The organism is Caenimonas aquaedulcis, assembly GCF_015831345.1.
GTDB lineage: Bacteria > Pseudomonadota > Gammaproteobacteria > Burkholderiales > Burkholderiaceae_C > Ramlibacter > Ramlibacter aquaedulcis.
Map to the genome: position 1 here is coordinate 1545987 of NZ_JADWYS010000001.1, position 25536 is coordinate 1571522.

Sequence of the window (25536 nt, forward strand, 5' to 3'; positions counted from 1 at the left end):
GACCCATGTCCAGCTACCAACAACCGGATCCGACCGGCCACTTCGGAAAGTACGGCGGCAGCTTCGTCAGCGAGACGCTGACCCACGCCATCAACGAACTGCGCGAGGCGTACGCGCGCTACCAGCATGATCCGCAGTTCCTCGCGGAGTTCGCAAGCGAGCTCAAGCACTTCGTGGGGCGGCCCTCGCCGGTCTACCACGCGGCGCGCATGAGCCTCGAGCAGGGTGGCGCGCAGATCTACCTCAAGCGCGAGGACCTGAACCACACGGGCGCCCACAAGATCAACAACGTGATCGGCCAGGCGATGCTCGCGCGGCGCATGGGCAAGCCCCGCGTGATCGCGGAAACCGGCGCGGGCCAGCACGGCGTGGCCACGGCCACCATCTGCGCGCGCTACGGGCTGGAATGCGTCGTCTACATGGGCAGCGCCGACGTGAAGCGGCAGAGCCCGAACGTCTACCGCATGAACCTGCTCGGCGCGCGTGTCGTGCCGGTGGAGTCCGGCAGCAAGACGCTGAAGGACGCACTGAACGAGGCGATGCGCGACTGGGTCACGAACGTCGAGAACACCTTCTACATCATCGGCACGGTGGCTGGCCCTCATCCCTACCCGATGATGGTGCGCGACTTCCAGAGCGTCATCGGCAACGAGTGCCTGTCGCAGATGCCCGAGATCGCCGGCGGGCAGCCGGACGTCGTGGTGGCGTGCGTCGGCGGCGGCAGCAACGCCATGGGCATCTTCTATCCCTACATCAATCATGTGAACACGCGGCTGGTCGGTGTCGAAGCCGCAGGCGAAGGCCTGGAAAGCGGCAAGCACTCCGCGTCCCTGCAACGCGGCAGCCCCGGCGTCCTGCACGGCAACCGCACCTACATCCTGCAGGACGAGAACGGCCAGATCACCGAAACGCACAGCGTGAGCGCGGGCCTGGACTATCCCGGCGTCGGCCCTGAGCACGCGTGGCTCAAGGACATCGGCCGTGCGGAGTACGTGGGCATCACCGACCAGGAGGCGCTCGAGGCGTTCCACTACCTGTGCCGCACCGAAGGCATCATCCCCGCGCTCGAATCCAGTCACGCCATCGCGTACGCCATGAAGCTCGCGAAGACGATGAAGCCCACGCAGAGCATCCTCGTGAACCTCTCCGGGCGCGGCGACAAGGACATCGGTACCGTGGCGGACCTCGCCGGCGTCGATTTCTACGACCGCCCTTCGATGCGCGGCCTGCAGGTGAAGGGCGGAAAGTCATGAGCCGCATCGCAGCCACGTTCGAGGCGCTGAAGGCGCGCGGCCGCAAGGCGCTCATACCCTACATGACCGCCGGCTTCCCCTTCGCCGATGTCACGCCGGAGCTGATGCACGGCATGGTGCGCGGCGGCGCCGACGTGATCGAGCTGGGCGTGCCCTTCTCCGACCCCATGGCGGACGGCCCTGTCATCCAGAAGGCGGGCGAGCAGGCACTGGCCCTGGGCATCGGCACCGTCCAGGTACTGCAGATGGTCAGCCAATTCCGCGAACGCGACGACAAGACGCCCGTCGTCCTGATGGGCTATGCCAACCCGGTGGAGCGCTACGACCTCATGCACGGCGCCGACGCGTTCATCCGCGATGCGGCCGCGGCAGGGGTCGATGGCGTCCTGATCGTGGACTACCCGCCCGAAGAGTGCGAGGAATTCGCTGCGAAGCTGAAAGCCCAGGGCCTAGACCTGATCTTCCTGCTGGCGCCGACGAGCACGGACGCGCGGATGGGCCAGGTCGCCCGCATCGCCACCGGCTACGTGTACTACGTTTCACTCAAGGGAGTGACGGGTGCGGGCCACCTGGACACGGGCGCGGTCGAACAGATGCTGCCGCGCATCCGCCGGCATGTGAAAGTCCCCGTGGGCGTGGGTTTCGGAATCCGCGACGCGGCCACCGCCAAGGCCGTCGGCAAGGTCGCTGACGCGGTGGTGATCGGCACCCGGCTCATCCAGGTCGCCGAAGCCCAGCCGCGCGACAAGGTGGTGGGCGCGGTGTCGGATTTCCTCGGCGAAATCCGCGCGGCACTCGACGCATAATCCGCCAAGGAGCGAACAAACACGATGAGCTGGCTCGAAAAACTACTCCCCCCCAAGATCCAACAGACCGACCCGGCCGAGCGCCGCCAGGTGCCCGAGGGCCTGTGGATCAAGTGCCCGAGCTGCGAGAGCGTCCTCTACAAGACGGACCTCGAGCAGAACCAGAACGTCTGCCCGACCTGCGGCCACCACCACCGGATGGGCGCCCGCGCGCGCCTGAACGGCTTCCTCGACGCCGAAGGCCGCTACGAGATCGGCCAGGAAGTGCTGCCGGTCGATGCACTCAAGTTCAAGGACAGCCGCAAGTACCCCGAGCGCCTGAAGGAAGCCCTGGAAAACACCGGCGAGACCGACGCGCTGGTCGTGATGGGTGGCGCCGTGCAAAGCGTCAGCGTGGTCGCGGCCGCGTTCGAATTCGACTTCATGGGCGGCAGCATGGGCAGCGTCGTGGGCGAGCGCTTCGTGCGCGGCGTCCACGCGGCCATCGAGCAGAAGGTGCCCTTCATCTGCTTCACCGCCACCGGCGGCGCGCGGATGCAGGAGGGCCTGCTGTCCCTCATGCAGATGGCCAAGACCAACGCCGCGCTGACGCGGCTCGCGAAGAAGGGCCTGCCTTACATCAGCGTGCTGACCGACCCGACCATGGGCGGCGTGAGCGCGGGCTTCGCCTTCGTGGGCGACATCGTGATCGCGGAACCCAAGGCGCTGATCGGTTTCGCGGGGCCGCGCGTGATCGAATCGACCGTGCGCGTCACCCTGCCGGAAGGCTTCCAGCGCGCGGAGTTCCTGCAGACCAAGGGTGCGGTGGATTTCATCTGCGACCGGCGGGAGCTGCGCAAGACCGTCTCGCACGCGCTGGCCATGCTCCAGCGCCAGCCCGCCGACTCGGTCGGCTAGCGCAACACAGCGGCCTGCAGGTACGCCAGCACGATCGCCGCCACCTGCAGCGCGACCAGGAACGCGAGCGGCGACAGGTCGATGCCGCCCACCAGCGGGATCAGCTTGCGCCAGGGGCGCAGCAGGGGCGCGCACAGGCGGTCGATGATGTCGACCACCGGCGAATCCGCCTGGATCCACGACAGCACCGCGTAGACGATCACCAGCCCCGTGAGCGCTGAAATCACCAGCCTCAGCACCCCGAACACCGCGAGCAGCGGGATCACTTCGTAGCCCGTGAGACGGCCCGTCAGCAGCCACAGCAGGCTGAACTGCGCGAGCTCCACGAGGAAGACGGCCACGACGCTGGCGGTATCGATGCGGCCGATGGCCGGCAGGATCTTGCGCAGCGGCAGCACCAGCCAGTCGGTGAGCGCGAACACGAAACGGCCGACCGGATTGCCGAACGGGACGCGCTGGTACTGCATGTACATGCGCAGCAGGCAGGCGCCGCCGAGCAGGCCTGCAGCGACGTCCAGGAGGAAGGAAAGGATTTGGTAGGCCATGGGGCGGGGCGCTGTGGGTCGTGGGATGATAGCGGGCAGAAACCGGAAAACCACGTGTCCCCTGCCCTGACCCTGCAGTCGCTGCCCCTCTTCCCCCTGGGTACCGTTCTGTTCCCCGGCGGCGTCCTGCCGCTGCGCATCTTCGAAGTCCGCTACCTCGACATGATCGCGCGCTGCCACAAGGCCGGCGCGCCTTTCGGCGTGGTGCTGCTGACGCAGGGCGGCGAAGTGCGCCACCCGAGCGTCAGCGAAGCCTTCTCGCACGTCGGGACCCTCGCCACCATCGACGAACTGGACAATCCGCGTCCGGGCCTCATGATGATCCGCGCGAGCGGCGCCCAGCGGTTTCGCATCACGTCGAGCGACCAGCTCAAACACGGCCTGTGGGTCGCCGACGTGGAGCGGCTGCCGGCGGACATGGCGGTCCCCATCCCCGAGGACCTCAAGTTCACCGCCACCGCCCTCGGCAAACTGATCCAGTCCCTGGAGGAAAAAACGCCCAGCGACGGTCAGATGCCGCTGCAGGGCCCCTTCCAGCTCGAAAACTGCGGATGGGTGGCCAACCGCTGGTGCGAGCTGCTGCCGCTGCCCACGCCGCTCAAGCAGCGGATGATGGAACTGGACAACCCGCTGGTGCGGCTCGAACTCGTGAGCGACGTGCTCGCGCGCACGGGCATCGCGACCTAGCGCGGCGAGTACTCCGGCACTTGCGTGCGCAGCCACGCGCGCAGTTCTTCGCTGGACGGCCATGCGCCCGCGTCGCCGATCCATGCGCGCACCGCTTCGATGTCGGGCAACTGGCCCGAAGTTTTCGCGACGCGCAGTTTGGGGTGCGGCGTCGGCTCCGTCGTCTCGTCGTCCGCGAGCAGTTCCTCGTACAGTTTCTCGCCCGGCCGCAGGCCCGAATAGCTGATGGGGATCTCCTGCTCCGTCTTGCCCGAGAGGCGGATCAGCATGCGGGCGAGCTCGACGATCTTCACGGGCTCACCCATGTCCAGCACGAAGATCTGCCCCGACCGGCCCATGAGTCCCGCCTGCAGGACGAGCTGCGCGGCCTCGGGAATCGTCATGAAGTAGCGCACGATCTCCGGGTGCGTGACGGTGACGGGACCTCCGCGCGCGATCTGCTTGGTGAAGAGCGGCACGACCGAACCGCTGGAGCCCAGCACGTTGCCGAAGCGCACGGACACGTACTGCGTGCCCGCGTGTTCGGCCGCCACGCCCTGCACCATCAATTCCGCGAGGCGCTTGCTCGAGCCCATCACGTTGGTGGGGTTCACGGCCTTGTCGGTGGAGATCATGACGAAGCGGCGCGCGCCGCACTCGCCCGCCACCCGCGCCGCATGCAAGGTCCCGATCACGTTGGTTCGCAAGGCCTCGATCTCGTTGAGTTCCTCCATCAGCGGCACGTGCTTGTAGGCCGCGGCGTGCAGCACCACGGCCGGCTTGTGCTTCATGGCGATCGCGCGCAGCCGGTCCAGCTCGCGCACGTTCGCCGTGTAATACAGGCCCTGCATCTGGGGATGCGTCTGCCGCATTTCCTGTTCGAGCTGGTAGATGGCGTACTCCGAGACGTCCACGCACACGAGCCGGCCCACGCCGAAGCGCGCGGCCTGGCGGCACAACTCCGAGCCGATCGAGCCGCCGGCGCCGGTGACCAGGACCGTCTGCCCGGACAGCATGTCCCCCAGGCCCGCGACGTCGAGCTGCACGGGCGTGCGCCCCAGCAGGTCCTCGAGCTCGATCCGGCGGGGACCGGCGCTTTCCGTTTTCAGCCACTCGTCGGGACGGGGCATCGTGAGGAGCGCGAGCCGGGAGCCGGCGCCATTCATGAGCGCTTCGCGGCGTTCCTCGGAGCCCGCCGGACTCGCGACGAGCGCTGCCGCAGCCTCTTCGGATTCCGCGATATGCGCGATGTCCGAGGTGTGCCCCAGGACGCGGATGTTCTGGAGCGAGCGGCCCGCCTCGCCGGCAATCGGCGAGACGATGCCCACGGGTTGCCACTGCGCGGAGCCCTTGAGCGCGCGCAGCGCATCGGCGGCGTCCTGCAGCGAGCCCATGATCAGCAGGCGCCGCCCGCCGTGCCCGAGCGTGCGGCGCTCCACGAAGGTCCGCCAGCCTGCGCGCGCCGCGCCGAGCAGCACCAGCGCGATCAGCGGCTGAAGCAGCAGGACCGAACGCGGGAAGCTGGGGATGCGCTGCATCAGGATCAGCGCGCTGGTCAGCAGGCCGCCGAGCATGATGCCGGTGGCGAGCTGCCGCAGCTCCGGCAAGCCGATGTAGCTCCACACCTGCCGGTACACGCGCGCCATCGACAGGCCGACACCGTAGGCCAGCACCGACCACGGGCTCGCGAGCAGCGCGAGCCGGTCGAATTCGGGCGGGATGTCGAAATTGAAACGCAGCCAGAACGCGGCCCATCCCGCGACGAGGACCAGCGCGAGATCGGCGACCAGCAGGACCAGCGTGTTCCTAGGCAGCCGCACGCGTGTCCTCTGCGAGGGCGAGTGCGCGGCGCAGCTGCTCGATCACGCGTGCCTGCTGCTCGTCCGTCATGTTGGAGCCGGACGGCAGGCAGATCCCCGCGTCGAAGAGCGAGCCCGACAGGTCGCCCCCCTCGTGCGCGAAGTACGGCGCGCCGCGAAAGAGCGGCTGCTGGTGCATGGGCTTCCACACGGGCCGCGCCTCGATCGAATGCCGCTCCAGGTAGCGCAGGACAAGGTCCCGCTTGACGGACGCATGCGGGCCGTCGAGCGTGAAGCAGGTGAGCCAGCGCGTGGACCTGTCGCCCGCGGGCTCGGGCATCCAGTGCAGCTGCGTGTGACCGGCCAATTCCTTGCGATAGGTCTCGAACACCTGGCGGCGCTGCGCCACGCGCTGCTCCAGCACTTTAAGCTGGCCGCGGCCGATGCCGGCAAGGACGTTGCTCATCCGGTAGTTGAAGCCCACCTCCACGTGTTCGTAGTGCGCCGCGGGTTCACGCGCCTGGGTCGCAAGCTTGCGCGCGCGCTGCACGAGGGCTTCGTCGTCCGCGACGAGCATGCCGCCGCCGGAGGTGGTGATGATCTTGTTGCCGTTGAAGGAAAACACGCCGATGCGGCCGAAGCTGCCGCTGGCGCGCCCCTTGTACAGCGCGCCCAGCGACTCGGCGGCGTCCTCCAGCACGGGCACGCCATAGCGCTGGCAGATCGGCAGGATCGCGTCCATGTCCGCGCTCTGGCCGTAGAGGTTGACCACCACGACGCAGCGCGGCATGCGGCCCTCCTGCTTCGCCCACGCGAAGGCGCGCTCCAGCGCGGAAGGCGACATGTTCCAGGTCTGCGGCTCGGAGTCGATGAAGACCGGCTGCGCGCCGCAGTACAGGATGGGGTTGCAACTGCCGACGAAGGTCAGCGACGAGCAGAAGACCGTGTCGCCGCGCTCGACGCCCAGCAGCAGCAAGGCGAGGTGGATGGCCGCGGTCCCGGAGCTCACCGCCGCCGCATGGCCCACACCCGCGTACGAAGCCAGGTCGCGCTCGAAGCCGTCCACGTGCGGGCCGAGCGGCGCGATCCAGTTGGTGCGGAAGGCGTCCTCGACGAACGCGGTTTCCTCTTCACCGAGGTGCGGGGAAGACAGCCAGATGCGCTGCGACAGTTCGCGGCGGAACATCACGTCCACCGCACGCCCATCCGCGTCGACGATGGGCAGGTGGTCGATCTGGTGCCTGTCCAGCACGGCGAGCCCGGCAGGCATCGTGGCGTCCGTGCCGATGGTGATCGGCGGATGTTCGGGCAGCGCCTCGATGCGCTCCGTGTCGCGCACATGGGCCAGCGCGGCGCGGCGCAGGTCGCCATCGGTCAGGGTGCGGCGAAGCCGGCCATCGGGATGCAGCACCAGCAGCACGCCGCGGCCGGTGTCGTTCAGACGCGCCAGCGCATCATGCAGCGTGCAGCTTGCGGGCACGCACAGCGCCGCGAATTCGTCAGCCGTCACTTGATCCTCCTTGCAGGCACGCCCGCATACACACCGGGTTCGGCGAGGTCATCGACCACCGCCGCGCCCGAACCGATCACGATGCCGTCCCGCACGCGCTTGCCCGGCAGCACGTTCGTGCCGCTGCCGACCAGGACCGCGCGGCCGATGCGCGCCGCGCCGCCGAGCGCCGTGAGCGGCGCCACGTGCGAATAGTCGCCCACCTCGACGTCGTGGTCCACCACGGCGCCATGATTGACGATCACCGAGGCGCCCAGCACAGCGCGCGGCGCGACCACGGCCTGCGCCGCGATGAAGCACCCAGGCGCCACTTGCGCGTGTGCCGAAACGCTGGCGCGCGGATGCACCACGCTCGCGAGCTTGCCCGCGGGCAGGGACTTCACTTCGCGCTCGCGCGCCGCCGCCTGGCCGATCGCGACATGCACCGCGCCCGCGAGGCCAAGCGCCTGGTCGAGCGGCATCAGCGCGACCCCGGGCAGCAACTCCCCCGTGCAACGTCCCGGATCCCGGTCGGACGCGATCACGCGCGTCCATGCGCCCGATGCCACCGCGGCATCGGCCACCACGCGGCCATGGCCGCCCGCACCCAGAATCAGCAACGTCGACACGCCTGGCCTGTTCCCGTTTCAGTAAGAGTTGATTTTTTCGAGCAAACCGGGCTGCAGCGGCAGCGTCGCCAGCAGTTGCGCGATGCGCTCGCCCGCATGCCCGTCTCCCCAGAGATTTTCACACGGCCACCGCCCGTGCGCGACGGCCGCGCGCAACGCAGTCTCCATCGCCTGCGCCTCAGGCGGGGCGTCCGTCACATTGGGATTGCGTTCGCGCAGCCGCTGGCGGTCCCCGATGTTCACGACCGGCGTGCCGAACGACGCTGCTTCGATGATGCCGGACGACGAGTTCCCTGCCAGCACCGCGCAATGGCGCAACGCGGACGCATAGAGCGGCCGGGCCACATGGCGCAAGCGCTTCGATCCCGGCGGCAGGGGGGATTCGTCCAGCGCCGCGAGGATCTCGAGCGATCCCGCATCGGCATTCGGTTCCAGCCAGACCACGGGGAGTGCCAGCCTGCCAAGCGCTTCGATCAGCGCGAGGGTCTGCGTGCGGGCCTCGCCGGCCTGTTGCACGACCGGATGGAAAAGCGCGAGCACGAACGGGCCCGTGCCGGTCAGTCCCAGCGCGCGCGCGCACTCTTCACGCGACATGTTGCCCAGCTCCGCGAGGCCGTCCAGCCCGGGCGCGCCCGTGACGAAGATTCGGGGTTCCGCCTCGCCCATGCGCAGCAGCCGCTCGCGTGAGCCTGCCGTCGCGACGAAGTGATAGGCGGCGAGCTTGCTGATCGCGTGGCGCACCGGCTCGTCCACGGTGCCCGACAACTCGCCGCCGTGCACATGCACGCACGGCACGCCGAGGTGCAGGGCCGCGACCGCACCCGCGAGCATTTCGCCGCGGTCGCCGAGCAGCAGCAGGACATCCGGGCGCTCGCGATCGAGCAGTTCCGTCATGCCGCGCAACACCTCGGCAATGGCCAGCGACATGGTGCGCGGCGTGCGCGTCGAGACATCCACCGGGATCTCCGCGCAGACGGGCAGCCCGCTCGCGCGAATCTCGGTGATCGTCTCGCCGTGCGCCTTGCTCAGGTGCGTGCCCGTCACGGCGACCTGCACCGCCAGCCCCGGCGTCGCGGCGATGCGCTGCAGGGTGGACTGCATGAGGCCGAAGTCGGCTCGCGTGCCGGAGAGATAGACGATGCGCCGCGTGGCCGTTTCGCTCATGTCGGACGCCCGCCTTGCAACTGCTCCCACGTCAACACGGTACCCGCTGCGATCGGGGTGCGCGCCTTCGTGCCGACGACCTTCTGCAGGTCGGCCGGCGCGATCCCGGTGGCGGGTCGGCGGCACATCAGCATGGCGTCCGTGATGACGGTGCCGGCCGCGATGTCGACGGCGGCCGCCACGCTGCGGCGTGCGACGCGCGCAGTATCCCGCTCCTCGGGCGTCGGCGCCTTGACGCCATCGCCCAGCATCGCGCTCACGCGCCGGATGCCCGCGACCATGGTGGTGAACTCCGCCTGCTCCAGCGACGCGCTGTGGTCGGGGCCGGGCAGGGTGCGATCCAGCGTGAGGTGCTTCTCGATCACGGATGCGCCGAGTGCCACCGCGGCGAGGGTCGCCTCGATGCCGAGGCTGTGGTCGGAGTAGCCGACCGCGACGTCGAGGTCCCGCGCCATGGACTGCATCGCGCGCAGGTTGAGCGCGTTGTCGGGCGCCGGGTAGGCGGACGTGCAATGGAGCACCGTGACGTCGCGCAGCGAACCGCGCGCGCCCGCGATCCAGCCCAGCGCCTCGCGGATCTCCTCCATCGTTCCCATGCCGGTGGACACCAGCAGCGGCAACTGCGCCGCGGCGGCCCGCTCGACGAGCGCGCGATGCGTGAGTTCGCCCGAGGACAGCTTGATGCGCCGCACGCCCAGCGTCACCAGCATGTCGACCGCGTCCACCGAGAACGGTGTCGAGAAGAACTCGATGCCGATCTTTTCGCAGTGCGCCTTGATCGCCCGGTGCTGCTCCACCGACAACTCGAGTTGCTGGAGCATCGCGAACTGGTCCTGCTGGCCGGTCTCGCGCGCCTGGTATTGGGCAGTGGGTGCGCCGGGAACCACGAGGTCCTGCGCGCGAAAGGTCTGGAACTTCACCGCGTCCGAACCGGTGGCCTTGGCGGCATCGCACAGGCGCAGGGCCATCGCGAGGTCGCCGTTGTGGTTGACGCCGGCTTCCGCGATCACGAACACATGTTCAGCCACGTGGCGCTCCCTGGCCGAAGTGCCGCGCATGCAGCCACTCGGCGTATTCGAAATCCTCGAGCGTGTCGATGTCCACCGACTTCCAGCGCGGCATGACGTAAGGCGCGACGCCTACGCTCCACAAGCCATGCATGGCCGCATGCGCCAAGGCCGCGCGTTGCCACACGTAGATCGAGCCATTGAGCGCGTAAACGGCGGGCAGGTCCTGCCGGCGCGCCGCACCGTTCCCCTTGGACAGGCGCACGAGGCCATCGGCGCCCTGCTCCACGAGGTTGAAGTAAGGGTTGTCGTGCGCCTCGGTGACACTCACGACCAGCTGCGCACCGGGCCCCTCCTTCAGGGCCGCAGCGATGTCGCTGCTTTCCCGCAGCGGCGAAGTCGGCTGCAGGTCCACGATGCGGTCTATCGCGATGCCCTGCTGCTCCAGGTGGGCGACCATGTGTTCGATCACCGGCAGCTTGCCCGCCTGGTCCGTGGCGAGTTCTGCGGGCCGCAGGTAGGGCACCGTGGCGCCCGCCGCGCGCGCTGCCTGGGCAATGCGCTCGTCATCGGTGGATACATAGACGCCCGCGAGGGCCTCGCAAGCAAGCGCCTGCGCGATGGTGTGGGCGATCAGCGGCCGGCCCGCGAACTCGCGGATGTTCTTGCCGGGCAGGCCCTTGCTGCCGCCCCGGGCACAGATGGTGGCAATGGTGCGGCCGGTGCTCATAGCTTGAGGAAACGGCGCAGGACGCTGAGCCCCGTCTCAGCGCTGCGCTCGGGATGGAACTGGCAACCGTGCAGGTTGTCCTGCCGCACCGACGCGCAGACCGGCACGCCGTCGTAATCCGCATGCGCGAGTTCCACGCCGTCACGAGAAGGGTGCGCAGCGAAGGAATGGACGAAGTAGACGCGCTCCTTCGGCTGCACGTCGGCAAGGATGGAACCTTCCCACGCCGACGTCGCCTGCAGCGGCCGCCAGCCGATATGCGGAATGCGATGCGGCTTGCCGTCCGCGCCGGTGGCCGGCACCGCGCGCACCCGCCCGGCGAGCAGGCCCAGCCCTTCATGCTCACCCATCTCCTCGCTCGCCTCGAACATCACCTGCATGCCCACGCAGATGCCCAGGAAGGGCCGCCCCGTCTGGGCGAAGCGCTTCACGAGATCGTCGAAGCCGCGTGCGCGCAGCTCCGTCATGCCGTCGCCGAACGCGCCGACGCCGGGAAGCACGAGCCGGTCGGCATCCAGGTCGGCGGCCGATGCCTTCTGCACCACCTTCACCGCCGCACCGCAATGCTCGAGCGCACGCAGCATGTTCAGCTGGTTGCCGATGCCGTAATCGAGGACCGTGACGGGAATGCTCATGCCGGGCTCCCCGCGATCGGCCGCACGTCGAGCCCCGCGGCTGCCGCTGCCGCCTTGATGTCGATGAGCGACATGCGCTTCCAGTGCAGCGCATCGGCAATGGCAATGCCGGAGACGCCCGTCGCGCCCACCGCCGCGAGATCCTCGGCGCGGCCGAAGCCGCCGCTGGCCGTCACCGGCACGTTCACCGCATCGCACACCTGCTGCACCAGCGGGATGTCGAACCCCTTGCGCGTGCCTTCCTGGTCCACGGACGTCAGCAGGATCTCCCCTGCCCCCATGTCGACGGCGCGTCGTGCCCACTCGACGACGTCCTGCCCCGTGCGCTCGCGGCCGTTGTCGGTATAGGCCTCCCACTTGCCCGGCGCGGTGCGCTTGGCCTCGATGCCGAGCACCATGCATTGCGAGCCGTAGCGCCGCGCGACCTCCCCGATCAATTCGGGCCGCGCGATCGCGGCCGTGTTGATCGCCACCTTGTCGGCGCCGGAGTGCATCATCTTGCTCACGTCGTCCAGCGAACGGATGCCGCCGCCCACCGTGATCGGCACGTAGATGCGGTCGGCCGTGCGCTTGATGATGTCAGACAGGTTGTTGCGCTGGTAGAGGCTCGCGACGATGTCGATGAAGAGCAGCTCGTCCGCGCCTTCGCTGTAGTAGCGCAGCGCGTGCTCGTGCGGGTCGCCCACCACGCGAAGGCCCTCGAGGTGGATGCCCTTGATGAGGTTCGGACCCTTGATGTCCAGCCTGGCGATGATCCGGACATGGCTCATTGGCGGCTCCCGGTCAGGCGGTCGGCTCTTGCCACACCGTGTGGCGCAGCTTCCACTGGCCGCCTTCGCGCTTCCACAGGTGAGGCGAGCGGAAGTTGTCCGCGAGCCGCATGAAGTAATCGCGGTCCATGACCGGCGACTCGAACATCTTCGACGCCTTGGGGAATTCCTTGGGGTTGATGCTCAGGTAGCGGAAGATTTCCTCGGCGAAGCGCTCCGGAAATTCGCCGTCGTAGCGGCGCACCAGCGCGACGCCCTCGTCCCGGTCGATGTCGCCCGAGCGGATTTCCTGCGCGGCGTCGTAGGTGGCGCGGCCGATGCCGAACTTGGTGAAGGTCGTGTAGTAGTGGAAGTCGTCGATGCGGTCGTCAATGCTGTTGTACTTGCTGTAGGTGCCGGGCGTGCGCTCGGGGGAAGCCTCGAAGCCGCCGTGCTCGACCGCATAGTAGTAGCAGCTTTGCGGATGCCACTTGAGGTAGTAGCCCAGGTAGTGCACCTCGACCTGCTTCTTCTCGATCTGCGCGGGGTCTGCCGGCAGGTAAGGCAGCAGGTCCTGCTCGTCCAGCCCGTAATCGTTCACCAGGCTCGCCATGGAGGTGCCACCCAGGTAGATCTTCGACTTGTCCGAGGAGGTGAAGTACGACCAGTCGCGCCTGGCGCTGGACGTGTCGCCGATCGGGTTGCCGTATTCGGCTTCGTTTTCTCCGTAGACGACGAAGGGGATGTCGTGCAGCACGGCCATTTTGGGCGCCAGCGACTTCTGCCCGAAGATGAAAGCCTGGAATGGATGAAACAGGTTCTCGACCGCCAGGCGCGTGAGCAGCCGGTGCGCGCGGCCGTTGGGCGTCATCAGGTAGTTGTCGAAGCCCGCGTGCAGCCAGGACTGGAAGTTCTTCCAGCCCCATTCCGTGTAGACGTGCGGCGCCCAGGTGCAGGTGAGCGGATGCATGCCGAAGCGCGTCTTGAGGATGTGCGAGGCGTAGAAGCTGTCCTTGCCGCCCGAGCCGGGCAGCAGGCAGTCGTAGCCCGACTTGCTGCGGAACTTGTCGCACAGGGCCGCGAGCTGGTCCTCGCGCGCCTTCCAGTCGATCGTGCCGCGCTTCTGCTCGCCGTAGCGGCACGCGTCGCAAACGCCTTCCTCGTCGAAGTTGATGGTGGCCTTCTTGCTTGCCTTGGTGTGCTCGTACTCCACCGCCGAATTCGGCCGCTGGTTCGAAATGACACAGTGCTTGCAGAAATGCACATAGCGCGGCAGGCCGTACTTGACTTCGGCGGTGTCGTCGGGAGCATCGAAGGCGGCCAGGTCGACCGGCTTCGGATTGGGAATGAGCGGCATGCGTGTGTGGGAGCGGAAAGGAGGCGCCGCCGCGTCATGGCAGCGGCCGCCGGTGAAAGCTGGATTATAGAAATTCGGCCAGCACCCGGACGACGCGGTCCGTGGCCTCGCCCGGGGCGCCGGTGGTCGCGCCGCGCCCGGCGGCAGTCCAGCGATCCAGCGCGTCCCCGAGTCCCGCCAGGGGCACGGCCGCGTCCGCCACCCCGAAGCGCGCCAGAGGCATCGCGGCGTCGAACACCGAGCCCAGCACCTGCACGAGCCGCGCACCGCACAGGTGCCCTTCCAGCCCGACGGTGGAAGTCAAGGTGACCACGGCGTCCACGGTGTGGAGGAGCGGGGGAAGTGCCCAGTCCTGTCCCGTGACGACGACCTGGTTCGCGGAAGGAAGCGGCGGCGGTGCTTCGCCGGCGCGCGGCCGCACGCACAGCACGGCGTCGGGATGCGCCAACGTCCAGTCCACCAGTGCCTGCAGGACGCGAGCGGGCAGGTCCGGATCGCCCGGGGAACCGTCGAAGGGGTGGATCGCCGGCTCGGCCTGGTTCGGCCAGAGCAGCACACGCCTGCCCTCCCAGCCCTGACTGCGGCGGATCTGCGCGCCGAGCGTCGCGTTGGCCGGGTCACGCAGTGCATCGAAGGCCGGATTTCCCGTCACGACGATTTCGCGCGGCTGCCGGCCTGCCGCCACCAGGAAGTCCCGCACGCCCTCGTTGAGGACGCATATGCGCTGAGCGTAGCCCCGCGCGCCTATCCATCGGACCTCGTCCACCGCGAACAGGTCGACGATGCAGACGGCGGGGATGCCGAGTCCGCGCGCGGCGAGGACGGCGGCGCGCTCCGCGCGCGGGGAGTTGGTGACGACCAGCAGGTCCGGCTTCACACGCTCGAGCACCCTGCGCAGCGTACGCACCGGCAGGAAGGCCTGGCGGCCCAGCTGCGCATGCCTTCGCGCGGCCTCTTCTTCGCCCGCTTCAGCGGACAGGTCGGCGTAGCTGAGGCCCAGGTACGCCGCACTTTCGACCGGGTCGTCGACCTGTCCCATCCCGGCCACCAGCTCGCGGCCCCGCGCCAACGCCGCTGCATCGGACGCCTCGATGAAATCCTTGATCTGCAGCAAAGGCAAGCCCGCCGCGCGCACCACCGGGGCGGCCGTGGTCAGCCCCAGGACCTGCACGCTCGCGAGGCCCTGCGCGACCAATGCCTTCGCCACAGGGACGACCATGCGCACATGGCCCGAGCCGTAGCAGACGAACAGGACCTTTTTCACGCGCCCGCCTGGATGCCGGTCCACCAGAGCGCCAGGGCGGCGAGCGCGCGCAACTCGCGCGTGTGGTTGGCCGTTCCTTCGCGATGCCGCGTGAGCAGGCCCCCCACCGCCTCGCGCTTGAACAGACGCTGCAGCAGGTCGCTGCCCTGCAACGTGGCCTGCAGCCAGGGAAAGCTGTCCTTGCGGAACCACTCGCCCACGGGCACCGTGAACATCTGCTTCTTGCGGTAAGCGAGGTCCTCGCCGATCAGGGGCGACACGGCCTTCTTGTACCAATGCTTCTTGTCCGCGCCCTGCAGCTTGGTCGCCCCGCGCGAGCGGAACGCGAATTCCATCATGCGCCAGTCGAGGAAGGGCGTGCGCGCCTCGATGGACACCGCCATGCCCATGCGGTCGGGCTTGACGAGGTTGTTGCCCGAGAGCAGCAGCTGCATGTCGAGGTAGAGCGCCTGGTTGAGCCGGTCGAAGTGCGAGGCCTCGTCGAACCAAGGCTTCGCCGCCGTGGAGAAGCTGTCGATGCCGCCGACCGCCGCCGCCATCTCGGCCCCGTACAAGTCGCCCTTGCCCTGCGGGGAGAACAGCGAGATCGAATCGAAGTAGCTGCGGCGGAACGCGTCTTCCGGGAGGACCTGCGCCTCCGGCCGCGCGAAGAACTCCTCGTACTTCTCGTAGCCCGCGAAAAGCTCGTCGCCGCCGTCGCCGGTCAGCACCACCTTCACGTGCTTCGCCGCCAGCTCGCTCACGCGCAAGGTCGGCATGAACGACGCGTCGCCGTGCGGCTGGTCCAGGTGGTACAGCACCTTCGGCCAGCGATCCAGCATGTTCAGCTCGGCGACTTCCATCGTGTGCTCGCAGCCGAAACGGCGCGCGGCTTCGGCTGCGAAAGGCGATTCGTCGAAGCGCGGGTCCGCGAAACCGATGCAGAAGGTCTTGACGGGGCGGTCTACGTGGCGGGCCATCAGGCCGACGATGGTGCTGGAGTCCACACCGCCGGAGAGGAACGCGCCCCAGGGCACGTCGGCGCGCAGGCGGATGCGCGTGGCGTCGTCGAGGATTTCCATGAACTCCCGCGACCACTCGCTGAACTCGTAATCCTGCTCGCGCTGGGCGGCAAGGTTCCACCAGCGCTGCGTCTCCACGCCGCCACGCGTGAACTTCATCCACGTGCCCGGCATCACGTGCCGGACGCCGCGCCACACCGTCCATGGCGCGGGGATGTAGTTGAACGTGAGGTAGTGGTGGATCGCCTCGAGGTCGATCCCGTCGAACCCGGTGGGAAGCCCGGACCAGGGCAGCATGCCTTTGATCTCGGATGCGAACATGGCGCGCGTGCCGTCGTCGCAGAAGTACAGCGGCTTCACGCCGATGCGGTCGCGCACCAGGTACATCGCATCCTCGCGCGCATCGTCGATCGCGATCGCGAACATGCCATTGAGTTTCGACAGGAACGAGATGCCCTCGCGTTCGTACAGGCGCAGGATCACCTCGGTGTCGGAGGCCGTGCGCAGCTGCACGCCCTGGGCGCGCAATTCCGCCGCCAGTTCGATGTAGTTGAAGATTTCACCGTTCTGCACGACGGCGACCTTTCCGTCGTCGGAGACGAAGGGCTGGTGGCCGCCGCCGAGGTCGATGATCGACAGGCGCCGGTTGCCGATGGCCACGCCGCGCTCCGGCCGGCTCCAGATGCCCTCGTCGTCCGGGCCCCGGTGCGCGAGCCTGCGCGCCATGCCGCCCAGCGCGGCGTCATCCAGCGCGCGGCGCTGCCTGTCCCAGTAACCGAAGATCCCGCACATCTAGTTGCTTCCCTTGCCGGTGACGCGGCCCAGTGTCCACCCGATGATGCGCGCGTCCAGCCACAGGCTGTGTTCCGCCGCGTAACGCAGGTCCAGCGCGAGGCGTTGCGCGGGCGTGGCCTCCGAGCGCAGTTGCGCCTGGGCCAGGCCGGTGATGCCAGGTCGCACGCTGCATCGCTGCGCCCAGTCGGCATCGCTGTAGAGCCCGCGCTGCGCGGGGACGTCGGGACGCGGGCCCACCAGGCTCATGTCGCCCTTGAGCACGTTGACCAGTTGCGGCAGCTCGTCGATGCTGGTGCGGCGCAAGAACCTGCCGACGCGCGTGATGCGCGGATCGTCGCTCGCGGTGTGCCAGGGGCCGATGGATGCCGCGTCCTTCACCATGCTGCGGAACTTGTACATGCCGAACTCGCGACCTTGCAGGCCGACCCGGGTCTGGCGAAACAGGACCGGAAAGCCGCTCTCGAGCGCGATGGCGAGCGCCGCGCCCAGCAGGACCGGCGACAGCAACAGCAGCGCCACCGATGAAAGCAGCACGTCCAGCAGGCGCTTCATGGCAGCGAGCCCATGCCGGCGGCGATGCGGCGGATGAGGTCCGCGATGCGCAGGCGATCCGCCTCGACCTGCTCGGCGGAGCGGGCTGCCAGCTGCGCTTCGGCCTGGCGCAACTGCGCGACCTGGTCCTCGAACGAACCGTCCTGCGCCCGGTGAAAAGTACGCGACAGGATGACCGCGCCCGAGCGCAGCCGCAGGTGCTCGGCCAGCACGTCGCGCCCCGGCAGCAGGCCTTCGTCCAGCCGCGCGATGCCGCCGAAGCCGAAACGCAGGCCCTGCGCGTGCGCCGCGGATGCCACGCGGTCCACCAGGCCCATGGCCAGCGGCTCGAACATGAAACGATGGCCCAGCGAGAGGTGCAGGTCGTTCAGGCCGACATACGCCTCCTGGAGTCCCGGCGTGGCGATCCAGTCGCCCAGGCAGTCGAGGGCGGACGCGGTCTCGAGCAGGGGCACGATCGGCACGCGCCCGTCCACCAGCGATGCAAAGCGCTGCAGTTCGGCCGCCGTCGTGAACATCGGCAGCATCAGCAGGTCCGCGCCGCGCGCGATGACGGCGTCGACCTCGGAGGCCGTCCCGTCGTTCAGCGGATTGACGCGGACCATCAGGGGCGAATGCTTCACGGCGTCGCGGATGCGCGAGACGTCGTCCAGCTGGTGGACGCTGATGAAGGTATTGCGGCCCGCTTGCCGCTCGGCCTTGCCGAGCCGCTCCAGATCGACAAAGAGCCGGAAGTGGCCCTGCGCGTCGCAGCGGCGCGCGAACGCCGGGTCGTTCGTGATCTGGAGGAGTTCGAGCATGGGAGCCCGCAATTATCGCGCGAGGGCTGCACGCAGCTCGGGGCTGCCCCACCAGGTGAGGCCCATCACCAGCGCCGCGGCCGCGACGGCAGTCGCCAGTCCCGCGGCCAGCGAAAGTGTCTCCGGCATCGGCAAGCTCAGGCTCAGGATCGCCAGCACGGCGAGGCTCGCAAAAGCGATCGCGAGCGCACGCCAAGGCATCCATGCGCGCAACTGCGGACCGAGCGCGCGCAGCACGGCAACGGCGACCGCGCCCAGCAGCAGGTTGAGAAGACCCATCAAGGTCGCGCCATCGGCCACGCCCAGCCGCGCCGCCACCAGCAGAAGCACCAGCGCGAGGCCGTAGGCGAGCACGGCAACACGCATGCGTCCGCCCGCAGCCAGCACCGTGAGGGCCACGGCGATCAGCGCCTGCGGCAGCAGGCCCCACGCGCCGATGGCGCCCCACTGCGCGACTCGCTCCAGCGCCTCGGGGTGCATGCGGCCCCAACCGAACAGCAATTGCGCGATGGCGGGGGAACCGACGAGAAGCGCGGCCGCCGCCGCACAGGCCAGGGTCCAGGCCAGGGCGATGGCACCTTGCACGGCCCGTGCCGTCCCCGCTTCGTCGCTCGCGGCCATGCCCTTGGCGATCGCCGGGAACGCGAGCGTCGCCACGAGCTGGATCGCGAGCATGAGCGGCAGCTCGACGAGCTTCCACGCGTAGTTGAAGGTGGCCAGCGCGCCCTCGCCTGCCTGGGACGCCACGGAGCGCGCCACGAAGGGCAAGGCCAGCGGGAGCCCGGCCGACAGGATCGCCCACAGCCAGACCGGCGGCGCGGGCAGCGCGATCCGGCCCGCGCCGGGGTCGGCCGGGTCCTGCAGCGCGGGCCGCATCCGCCAGCGCAGCCACGCAAGGCGCAACGCCATCGCCGCGAGCAGGCCGCCACCGAGCCACTGCAGCGCGTCCCCCTGGATCACGCGCGGGGCCGCCACGAGGATTGCGAGGATCAGCACGGCGTTCACCACGAGGTTCGCGGCGTACATGCCCGTGAAGTCGTGCTCGTGCTGCAGCCGCGTGGTCCACAGGCTCGCGAGCAAGGCCGCGGGCAGTGCGAAGGCGCTCCACGTCAGGGCTGTCGTGGCGGTGGGCACCATCGACGCCGGCACGCCGCCCGCGAGGTGGGAGACCACGAACGCCCGCGCCAGGACCAGCGCCACCACGAGCGCAGCGGCCAGGGCCAGGAGGATGCGCGCCACCGCGCGTTCGCTCGCCGTGACGCGGGCGCGTGTCTCGCCGGCCCAGGCGGGGACCAGCACATAGGCGAGCGCGCCGCTCGCGAGGACACCCGTGAGCCAGTCGGGCAAGGTGAGCATGAGGACTGCGACGTCCGCCAATCCCGAGGCGCCGAACGCCGCCGCCTGGGCGGACTCCCTCAGCAGCCCGAACACCCGGCTGGCCAGCAGCAGGGCCAGGGACAAGGCGCCGGCTTTGAGAAACATGGGCGCGATTATCGAGGCGCGCGCGCGGGCGCCGCCAAAAAACTAAAATGGACGGTTTCGCCCGCTCGCGGAGCCCGCTTTTTCCGCCACACGCACCCCACATCCATGTCCGACAACAAAACGCCCGCCCCGCCCGTCCCCCAGGACGAGAACCAGCTGATCGCCGAGCGCAGGGAGAAGCTCAAGGCCCTGCGCGAGGCAGCGCGGCAAGGCGGCGGTGTCGCCTTCCCGAACGACTTCAAGCCCGCCGACCGCGCCGCCGACCTGCTCGCCGCGCACGGCGAGAAGGCGCCGGAACTTCTGGCCGGGGAAGGCACTCCCGCGACGATCGCGGGCCGCATGATGCTCAAGCGCGTGATGGGCAAGGCGAGCTTCGCGACGCTGCAGGACGCCACGGGGCGCTTCCAGGTCTACGTGACGCGCGACGACGTCGGCGAGGACACCTACGCCGCCTTCAAGCACTGGGACCTGGGCGACATCGTCGCGGCCGAGGGCAAGGTCTTCAAGACGCGCACCGGGGAGCTGTCGCTGCATGCGACGAAGATCCGCCTGCTCACCAAGAGCCTGCGCCCCATGCCGGACAAGTTCCACGGCGTGGCCGACCAGGAGGTGAAGTACCGCCAGCGCTATGTGGACCTGATGATGGACCCGGCGGCGAAGGACCGCTTCGTCGCCCGCAGCAAGGCCGTGAGCGGCATCCGCGAATTCATGGTGTCGCACGGCTTCCTCGAGGTGGAGACACCGATGCTGCACCCGATCCCGGGCGGCGCCAACGCGAAGCCTTTCGTCACGCACCACAACGCGCTGGACCAGCAGATGTTCCTGCGCATCGCGCCGGAGCTGTACCTGAAGCGGCTGATCGTGGGCGGCTTCGAGAAGGTCTTTGAGATCAACCGCAGCTATCGCAACGAAGGGATCTCGGTGCGCCACAACCCCGAGTTCACCATGATGGAGTTCTACGCGGCGTACTGGAATTACCGCGACCTGATGGACTTCACCGAGGCACTGATCCGCGACGCCGCGCAGCGTGCCACGGGCAAGTTGCAGCTCACCTACGGCGGCAGGGAGGTGGATTTGTCCCAGCCCTTCGAGCGCCTCACCATCCGCGAAGCCATCGTGAAACACACCGACGCGGGTGACAACGTGGACAACCGCGAGTGGCTGACGAATGCCGTGCGCAAGCTCGGCCTCACCGAAGAAAAGAACAAGCTGTCGGGCCGGTCGCTCGCCAGCCTGCAGGTGCTCTACTTCGAGGAGACCGTGGAAGAAAAGCTCTGGCAGCCCACCTTCATCATGGAGCACCCCACGGAAATCTCGCCGCTCGCGCGCGCCAACGACGAGCGCCCGGAAGTGACGGAGCGTTTCGAGCTCTACATCACCGGCCGCGAATTCGGCAACGGCTTCTCCGAGCTGAACGACGCCGAAGACCAGGCCGCGCGATTCAACGCGCAGGTCAATGCCAAGGACGCGGGCGACGACGAAGCCATGTTCTACGACCACGACTTCGTGCGCGCGCTGGAATATGGTATGCCGCCCACCGGCGGCTGCGGCGTCGGCATCGACCGCCTGATGATGCTGCTCACCGACAGCCCCAGCATCCGGGACGTGATCCTGTTCCCCGCCCTGCGGCGAGAGACCTGAGCCGCATGCCCGGCGCGGCCCGCGGCACGCTAGGCGTCGACTTCGGCACCTCCAATTCGGCAATGGCCTTCGTGGGGCCGGACGGGCTGGCGCGTCCGGTTCCGCTCGAAGGCGACGAGCCCACGCTGCCGACCGCCGTTTTCTTCAACGCGGAAGAGCGCAGCATCCATTTCGGCCGCGAAGCGATCGCCCTTTACCTCACCGGCGTCGACGGCCGCCTGATGCGCTCGCTCAAGAGCCTCCTGGGCAGCAGCCTGCTGGAGGAGCAGACGCGCGTGCCAGAGGGCATGGTGAGCTTTCGCGACGTGATCGCGCGCTTCCTGCGCGAAATGCGCGCCCGGGCCTGCCAGCGCCTCGGGCACGACGTGCGCAAGGCGGTGCTGGGCCGGCCCGTGCACTTCGTCGACGAGGACCGGGAACGCGACAAGCGGGCCCAGCAGGCGTTGACCCAGGCGGCGCATGCCGCGGGCTTCGAAGAGGTGTCGCTGGAACTGGAGCCCATCGCCGCAGCCTTCGACTACGAGCGGCGCGTGACACGCGAGACGGTCGTGCTGATCGTCGACATCGGCGGCGGCACATCCGATTTCACGGTCGTGCGGCTCGGCCCGGACCGCGCGATGCGGCGGGAGCGCAAGGGCGACGTGCTGGCGACGACCGGGGTGCACATCGGTGGCACCGACTACGACCGCAAGCTGAGCCTGGAGCGCGTGATGCCGCTGCTCGGGTACCGTCATGCGGGCCCCACGGGTCGAGAGGTCCCGAGCAGCGTCTTCTTCGACTTGTCCACCTGGCACCTGATCAACTGGCTCTACACCCCCCGCGTGATGCGGCAGGTGGAGGACCTGCGCGTGGACTATCGAGACAAGACCCTGCATGACCGGCTCACCCGTGTCCTGCAGGATCGGCTCGGCCACCAGCTCGCGAGCGAAGTGGAACAGGCGAAGATCCGCACCTCGATGTCCGATGCGCCCACGGCCATCGACCTATCCTGCATCGAGCCGGGCTTGGCCTCGCCCCTCGCAGCGGCGCAAACCGCGCACGACCTCGCGGACCTGCTGAAGAACGTCGCCGATTGCGGGCACGAATGCCTGCGCCGGGCGGGCTTGCAGCCCTCTCAACTGGGCGGCCTGTACCTGACGGGCGGATCGTCGGCCCTGCGGCCGTTCCAGGACTTGCTGCGCCGCGAATTCCCCGGCGCCCAGCTGATCGTGGGCGACCTGTTCGGTGGCGTGGCGTCCGGTCTCGCCTACGCGGGTGCGATCCGCTGACGCGCTGCGCCTGTCACGGCAGCAGGTCGAGCGCGTGCATGTAGTCGCGCTCGAACATCAATTCATCCCATGGCAAGGCGGGGCCGCGCGCGAGCAGGGCCAGCCGCCGCTCCTCGCTCACGTCGCTGCCTTGCCAGCGTTCCTTCGCCTTGGCCTGTGCCAGGCCTTCGAGCAGTTCGTCGATCGCCGAACCGCCTTCGCTTTCCACCGACTGGTTGCACAGCGGCACGAGGTCGCAGCCCGCCTCCAGCGCCGCGAGCGCGGCTTCGGTGAAGCTGACGGGTTTGCCGTCGATCACACGCGCGCCGGCCATGCTGAGGTCGTCGCTCACGATGGCCCCGCCGAAGCCGAGCTGGCCGCGCAGGATGTCGTTCAGCCAGCGCGACGAGAAGCCGGCAGGGCGCGAATCGACCTTGGGGTACACCACGTGCGCGGGCATCACGCTGGCGAGCGTCGTATTCAGCCACCGATACGGCGCTGCGTCTTCCGCGAGGAGGGCCTTGAGGCTGCGCGTATCGACAGGCAAGTCCAGGTGCGAATCGGCCTTGACGAACCCGTGTCCCGGAAAGTGCTTGCCGCAGTTGGCCACACCGGCAAGCAGCAAGCCGTGCATGAGGCTCTTGGCAAGCATCGCGACGACCCGCGCATCGCGATGGAAGGCCCGGTCGCCGATGACGCTGCTGCCGCCCCAGTCCAGATCCAGCACCGGCGTGAAGCTGAAGTCGACGCCGCACGCCCGCAGCTCGGCGCCCAGGACGTAACCGGCCGCGGTGGCCGCGTTGGTGGCCGCCAATGCATCCTTCATCCACAGCTCGCCCAATGCACGCATCGGCGGAAGGTGCGTGAACCCGTCGGTGCGGAAGCGCTGCACGCGGCCGCCTTCATGGTCGACGCAGACCAGGAGGTCCTCGCCCACGGACTTGATCTCCGCGCACAGGGCGGTGAGCTGCGCGCGGTCCTTCCAGTTGCGGGAGAAGAGGATCACGCCGCCCGTCAACGGGTGCGCGAGGCGGCGCTTGTCGGCGTCGGTCAGCATGGTGCCGGCGATGTCCAGGATCAGGGGGGCGTGTTCGCTCATGGTGCTTTCTTTTCGACGACCACGAAACTCGCGGCGTAGTCGCTTTCATCGGTGACGGTTACGTGGGCTGTCCAGCCCTGCGCCTCGAACCATTCCTTCAGGCCGCCGTGCAGGACGATGACCGGCTTGCCGCTGGGCAGGTTGGCGATCTCGCACAGGCGCCAGGTCATGGGCATTCGGATGCCCAGGCCGACGGCCTTGCTGAACGCCTCCTTGGCGGAGAACCGCGTCGCGAGGTAGCGCAGGCCGCGATCGGGCCAGCGTGCGGTGCGGGACTTCCAGACGGCCATCTCGCCGTCGGACAGGATGCGCTGCGCGAAGCGTTCGCCGTGCCGCTCGAACGACGCACGGATGCGGCGGACGTCGCAGATGTCGGTGCCGATGCCCTGGACCATGGTCAGCCGCCGGACGCCTTCGCGATCTCGGCGAGGTACGCGTGCACCGTGGCTGCGTAGCCCAGCTCCAGCGCGTCGGACACGAACGCATGGCCGATGGAGACTTCCCGCACACCCGGCACGCCACGCAGGAAGTCGGCCAGGTTCTCGCGGCTCAGGTCATGCCCCGCGTTCACTTCGAGCCCGGCCGCCTGCGCCGCCCGCGCGGCCTGCGCGAACTGCCGGATGACTTCGGCCTGGCGCGGGGTGCCCCATGCGCTCGCGTAGCTCTCGGTATAGAGCTCGACGCGGTCGGCACCCACTGCCTTGGCGTGAGCCATCGCCTCGGGCAAGGGGTCCATGAACAGGCTGATGCGCACGCCCGCAGCCTTCGCCTGCGCGATGACCGGGCGCAGTCGCTCGGTGTCCGCGGGGAGATTCCAGCCGTGGTCGCTCGTGAACTGGCCTTCGCTGTCCGGCACCAAGGTGCACTGGTGCGGGCGCAGCAGCGTCACGAATTCCATCAGGTTGTGGAAGGGGTTGCCTTCGATGTTGAATTCCGCCTGTGGCCAGGCCCGCAGCAGGTCGTGCAGGTCCCGCACGTCCTGGGCGCGCATGTGGCGTGCGTCCGGACGCGGGTGCACGGTGATCCCATCCGCGCCCGCCTGCAGGCACAAGGTGGCCGCACGGGTGACGCTGGGGATGCCGAGGTGGCGCGTGTTGCGCACGAGCGCGACCTTGTTGAGGTTGACGGACAGCGCGGTGCGGGCGGTGGATGCGGTCATAGGGCCTGGAGGTCGATCATGAGCTGGCGCGTGCGCAGCGTCGCGACTCCGCAATGGTAGTGCAGCAGCGCGCGCAATTGGGGCTTCAGCCCGGCCATGGAGTGCGCCGCCTGCTGCAGCGTGGCATGGAACGGCGCGTGGTCCCGCATCGAATCGCCCAGCGCCAGCCATTCGCTGCCGGAAAGCGTGGAGCGCCCGTCGCGCTCGCCCGCCGCGACCAGGCCGCCTTCCGGCACCAGGCTGTAGCGCGCATCGGGAGCCAGCGGCTCCAGCGTCATCGTCTGCGCATCCAGCGCGGGCAACAGCCCGATCTCGCGCAGCAGCAGCAATTCGAAGGCGCGCAGCGCGGGCTCGAGCGCCTCGCCGTGCTCGGAGGCAAGCACCTGCACGGCGCTCCCGTACGCGTCGAAAAGTGCGGGATGCGGATCGTCGCGCGCGAGGAGGCGGATCAGCAGTTCATTGAGGTAGTAGCCCGAGAGCAGCGCGTCGCCGGTGGGCATGACGTGACCGCCGCCCCACTCCGCGCCCTTGAGCGTGCGGATCTCCCCTTCCCCACCGAATGCGATGCGCAGCGGCTGCAGGGGCAGCAGGATCGGGCGAAAGTTCGAGCTGGGCCGCTTGGCGCCCTTGGCGACGACGGCGATACGGCCGTGCAACCTCGTGAACACCTCGAGGATCAGGCTCGATTCGCTCCAGTCATAGCGGTGGAGGACGAACGCGGGTTCGTCGCTGGTTCGGCGAGCAGCCACGCCTAACCGGCCGCCGGGCCG

The 25536-nt window shown here is 68.8% G+C and carries 25 protein-coding genes; 6 read left to right on the forward strand and 19 right to left on the reverse strand.

Annotated elements, in window-relative coordinates; genetic code table 11:
* Window positions 1-5: 5 nt before the first annotated feature.
* The 3 genes from trpB to accD are packed head-to-tail and all read left to right on the forward strand — an operon-like array spanning window position 6 to window position 2956.
* Window positions 6-1253 (forward strand): tryptophan synthase subunit beta, encoded by a 1248-nt coding sequence (gene trpB, locus I5803_RS07470; RefSeq protein ID WP_196985746.1) that lies wholly within the window; start codon window positions 6-8, stop codon window positions 1251-1253.
* On the forward strand, window positions 1250-2059 hold the full coding sequence (gene trpA, locus I5803_RS07475) for a tryptophan synthase subunit alpha (protein WP_196985747.1): 810 nt from the start codon (window positions 1250-1252) through the stop codon (window positions 2057-2059). Before trpB ends, trpA begins: the two co-directional genes overlap by 4 nt.
* A 24-nt stretch (window positions 2060-2083) precedes the next feature.
* The gene (gene accD, locus I5803_RS07480; protein WP_196985748.1) at window positions 2084-2956 is read left to right on the forward strand and encodes an acetyl-CoA carboxylase, carboxyltransferase subunit beta; all 873 of its coding nucleotides are present in this window, start codon (window positions 2084-2086) and stop codon (window positions 2954-2956) included.
* Here accD and I5803_RS07485 read toward each other — a convergent pair.
* Window positions 2953-3501 carry a YggT family protein gene (locus I5803_RS07485; RefSeq protein WP_196985749.1) on the reverse strand — a complete coding sequence of 183 codons (549 nt, stop codon included), beginning with the start codon at window positions 3499-3501 and terminating at the stop codon, window positions 2953-2955. The two genes, accD and I5803_RS07485, sit on opposite strands and share 4 nt — an antisense overlap.
* A gap of 54 nt (window positions 3502-3555) precedes the next feature.
* Here I5803_RS07485 and I5803_RS07490 point away from each other — a divergent pair, with 54 nt between their 5' ends.
* Window positions 3556-4188 (forward strand): LON peptidase substrate-binding domain-containing protein, encoded by a 633-nt coding sequence (locus I5803_RS07490; RefSeq protein ID WP_196985750.1) that lies wholly within the window; start codon window positions 3556-3558, stop codon window positions 4186-4188.
* Here the strand turns inward: I5803_RS07490 and I5803_RS07495 are convergent.
* The 14 genes from I5803_RS07495 to I5803_RS07560 all read right to left on the reverse strand — a co-directional run bounded on the left by I5803_RS07495 (window position 4185) and on the right by I5803_RS07560 (window position 19620).
* Window positions 4185-5987 carry a polysaccharide biosynthesis protein gene (locus I5803_RS07495; RefSeq protein ID WP_196985751.1) on the reverse strand — a complete coding sequence of 601 codons (1803 nt, stop codon included), beginning with the start codon at window positions 5985-5987 and terminating at the stop codon, window positions 4185-4187. The two genes, I5803_RS07490 and I5803_RS07495, sit on opposite strands and share 4 nt — an antisense overlap.
* Window positions 5974-7476: an aminotransferase class I/II-fold pyridoxal phosphate-dependent enzyme gene (locus I5803_RS07500; RefSeq protein ID WP_354001631.1), complete on the reverse strand. Its 1503-nt coding sequence runs from the start codon at window positions 7474-7476 to the stop codon at window positions 5974-5976. The genes I5803_RS07495 and I5803_RS07500 overlap by 14 nt, the downstream gene beginning before the upstream one ends.
* A complete protein-coding gene (locus I5803_RS07505; protein WP_354001632.1) occupies window positions 7473-8084 on the reverse strand; it encodes a NeuD/PglB/VioB family sugar acetyltransferase in 612 nt (203 codons plus the stop codon). Before I5803_RS07505 ends, I5803_RS07500 begins: the two co-directional genes overlap by 4 nt.
* An 18-nt stretch (window positions 8085-8102) precedes the next feature.
* The gene (gene neuC, locus I5803_RS07510) at window positions 8103-9248 is read right to left on the reverse strand and encodes a UDP-N-acetylglucosamine 2-epimerase (RefSeq protein WP_196985753.1); all 1146 of its coding nucleotides are present in this window, start codon (window positions 9246-9248) and stop codon (window positions 8103-8105) included.
* Window positions 9245-10276, reverse strand: coding sequence for an N-acetylneuraminate synthase (neuB, locus tag I5803_RS07515; protein ID WP_354001633.1), 1032 nt, complete (start codon window positions 10274-10276; stop codon window positions 9245-9247). Before neuB ends, neuC begins: the two co-directional genes overlap by 4 nt.
* A complete protein-coding gene (locus tag I5803_RS07520; protein WP_196985755.1) occupies window positions 10269-10985 on the reverse strand; it encodes an acylneuraminate cytidylyltransferase family protein in 717 nt (238 codons plus the stop codon). Before I5803_RS07520 ends, neuB begins: the two co-directional genes overlap by 8 nt.
* A complete protein-coding gene (gene hisH, locus I5803_RS07525) occupies window positions 10982-11620 on the reverse strand; it encodes an imidazole glycerol phosphate synthase subunit HisH (protein WP_196985756.1) in 639 nt (212 codons plus the stop codon). Before hisH ends, I5803_RS07520 begins: the two co-directional genes overlap by 4 nt.
* Window positions 11617-12390: an imidazole glycerol phosphate synthase subunit HisF gene (gene hisF, locus I5803_RS07530; RefSeq protein WP_196985757.1), complete on the reverse strand. Its 774-nt coding sequence runs from the start codon at window positions 12388-12390 to the stop codon at window positions 11617-11619. Before hisF ends, hisH begins: the two co-directional genes overlap by 4 nt.
* A 13-nt stretch (window positions 12391-12403) precedes the next feature.
* The gene (locus I5803_RS07535) at window positions 12404-13726 is read right to left on the reverse strand and encodes an N-acetyl sugar amidotransferase (protein WP_196985758.1); all 1323 of its coding nucleotides are present in this window, start codon (window positions 13724-13726) and stop codon (window positions 12404-12406) included.
* 64 nt (window positions 13727-13790) lie between these two features.
* Entirely contained in the window at window positions 13791-14990 is a 1200-nt protein-coding gene (locus I5803_RS07540) for a capsular polysaccharide export protein, LipB/KpsS family (RefSeq protein WP_196985759.1), read from the reverse strand.
* Complete coding sequence (gene asnB, locus I5803_RS07545) at window positions 14987-16783, reverse strand: asparagine synthase (glutamine-hydrolyzing) (protein WP_196985760.1); 1797 nt, start codon at window positions 16781-16783, stop codon at window positions 14987-14989. Before asnB ends, I5803_RS07540 begins: the two co-directional genes overlap by 4 nt.
* A complete protein-coding gene (locus I5803_RS07550; protein WP_196985761.1) occupies window positions 16784-17338 on the reverse strand; it encodes a sugar transferase in 555 nt (184 codons plus the stop codon).
* Window positions 17335-18138: an aldolase/citrate lyase family protein gene (locus tag I5803_RS07555; RefSeq protein WP_196985762.1), complete on the reverse strand. Its 804-nt coding sequence runs from the start codon at window positions 18136-18138 to the stop codon at window positions 17335-17337. The genes I5803_RS07550 and I5803_RS07555 overlap by 4 nt, the downstream gene beginning before the upstream one ends.
* A gap of 12 nt (window positions 18139-18150) precedes the next feature.
* Window positions 18151-19620: a lipid II flippase MurJ gene (locus I5803_RS07560; RefSeq protein WP_196985763.1), complete on the reverse strand. Its 1470-nt coding sequence runs from the start codon at window positions 19618-19620 to the stop codon at window positions 18151-18153.
* Window positions 19621-19725: 105 nt separating this feature from the next.
* Between I5803_RS07560 and lysS the strand changes: the two genes are divergently transcribed.
* Together lysS and I5803_RS07570 are read left to right on the forward strand one after the other, a co-directional pair.
* Window positions 19726-21261, forward strand: a complete 1536-nt coding sequence (gene lysS / locus I5803_RS07565) for a lysine--tRNA ligase (RefSeq protein WP_196985764.1) — start codon at window positions 19726-19728, stop codon at window positions 21259-21261.
* A 5-nt stretch (window positions 21262-21266) separates the two neighbouring features.
* On the forward strand, window positions 21267-22529 hold the full coding sequence (locus I5803_RS07570) for an Hsp70 family protein (protein ID WP_196985765.1): 1263 nt from the start codon (window positions 21267-21269) through the stop codon (window positions 22527-22529).
* A 13-nt stretch (window positions 22530-22542) separates the two neighbouring features.
* On the opposite strand, the gene nagZ is transcribed toward I5803_RS07570, so the two are convergent.
* The 4 genes from nagZ to recO are packed head-to-tail and all read right to left on the reverse strand — an operon-like array spanning window position 22543 to window position 25515.
* A complete protein-coding gene (gene nagZ, locus I5803_RS07575; protein WP_196985766.1) occupies window positions 22543-23607 on the reverse strand; it encodes a beta-N-acetylhexosaminidase in 1065 nt (354 codons plus the stop codon).
* Entirely contained in the window at window positions 23604-24002 is a 399-nt protein-coding gene (acpS, locus tag I5803_RS07580; protein WP_196985767.1) for a holo-ACP synthase, read from the reverse strand. The genes nagZ and acpS overlap by 4 nt, the downstream gene beginning before the upstream one ends.
* A 2-nt stretch (window positions 24003-24004) precedes the next feature.
* Complete coding sequence (locus I5803_RS07585; RefSeq protein WP_196985768.1) at window positions 24005-24766, reverse strand: pyridoxine 5'-phosphate synthase; 762 nt, start codon at window positions 24764-24766, stop codon at window positions 24005-24007.
* The gene (recO, locus tag I5803_RS07590) at window positions 24763-25515 is read right to left on the reverse strand and encodes a DNA repair protein RecO (protein WP_196985769.1); all 753 of its coding nucleotides are present in this window, start codon (window positions 25513-25515) and stop codon (window positions 24763-24765) included. The genes I5803_RS07585 and recO overlap by 4 nt, the downstream gene beginning before the upstream one ends.
* Window positions 25516-25536 lie beyond the last annotated feature (21 nt).